The 316-nt window shown below is 32.6% G+C and carries 1 protein-coding gene; it reads left to right on the top strand.

Annotated features, from left to right (window positions below):
* On the top strand, positions 1 to 316 hold a 316-nt coding region (locus CCZ01_RS10715; RefSeq protein WP_181566414.1), incomplete at both ends, for a hypothetical protein.

The raw sequence follows: 316 nt of genomic DNA, 5'->3' as shown, positions 1-316 counted from the left end.
ACTAAAGAATCTACAAATTGGCTAGAAAATGATTCTATACAAAAGATTAAAACTCCACTCAAAGAGGGTTTAGGTATTTTAAGTCTTATCTCTCCTCAACAAGCAGAAAACAAAGAACCACAAGAAACAGAAGCAGAAAAAATAGCAAGGATTACAAAACACATTAATGAAAAGTTTAATCCATACAAATACGCACAAAATAATATCACAGAAGAACAAGTTGCAGAAGCACTGAGAAGAAATGAAATTGTTTTTGATGAAAAAGGAGAAGTAACAGCTTATTTTGAACGTGACCCCAAGCGAGATTGGCGTTTAA

Origin of the sequence: Helicobacter monodelphidis (assembly GCF_003288845.1) — a bacterium.
GTDB lineage: Bacteria > Campylobacterota > Campylobacteria > Campylobacterales > Helicobacteraceae > NHYN01.
This window is presented reverse-complemented; position numbering and strand designations above follow the sequence as displayed.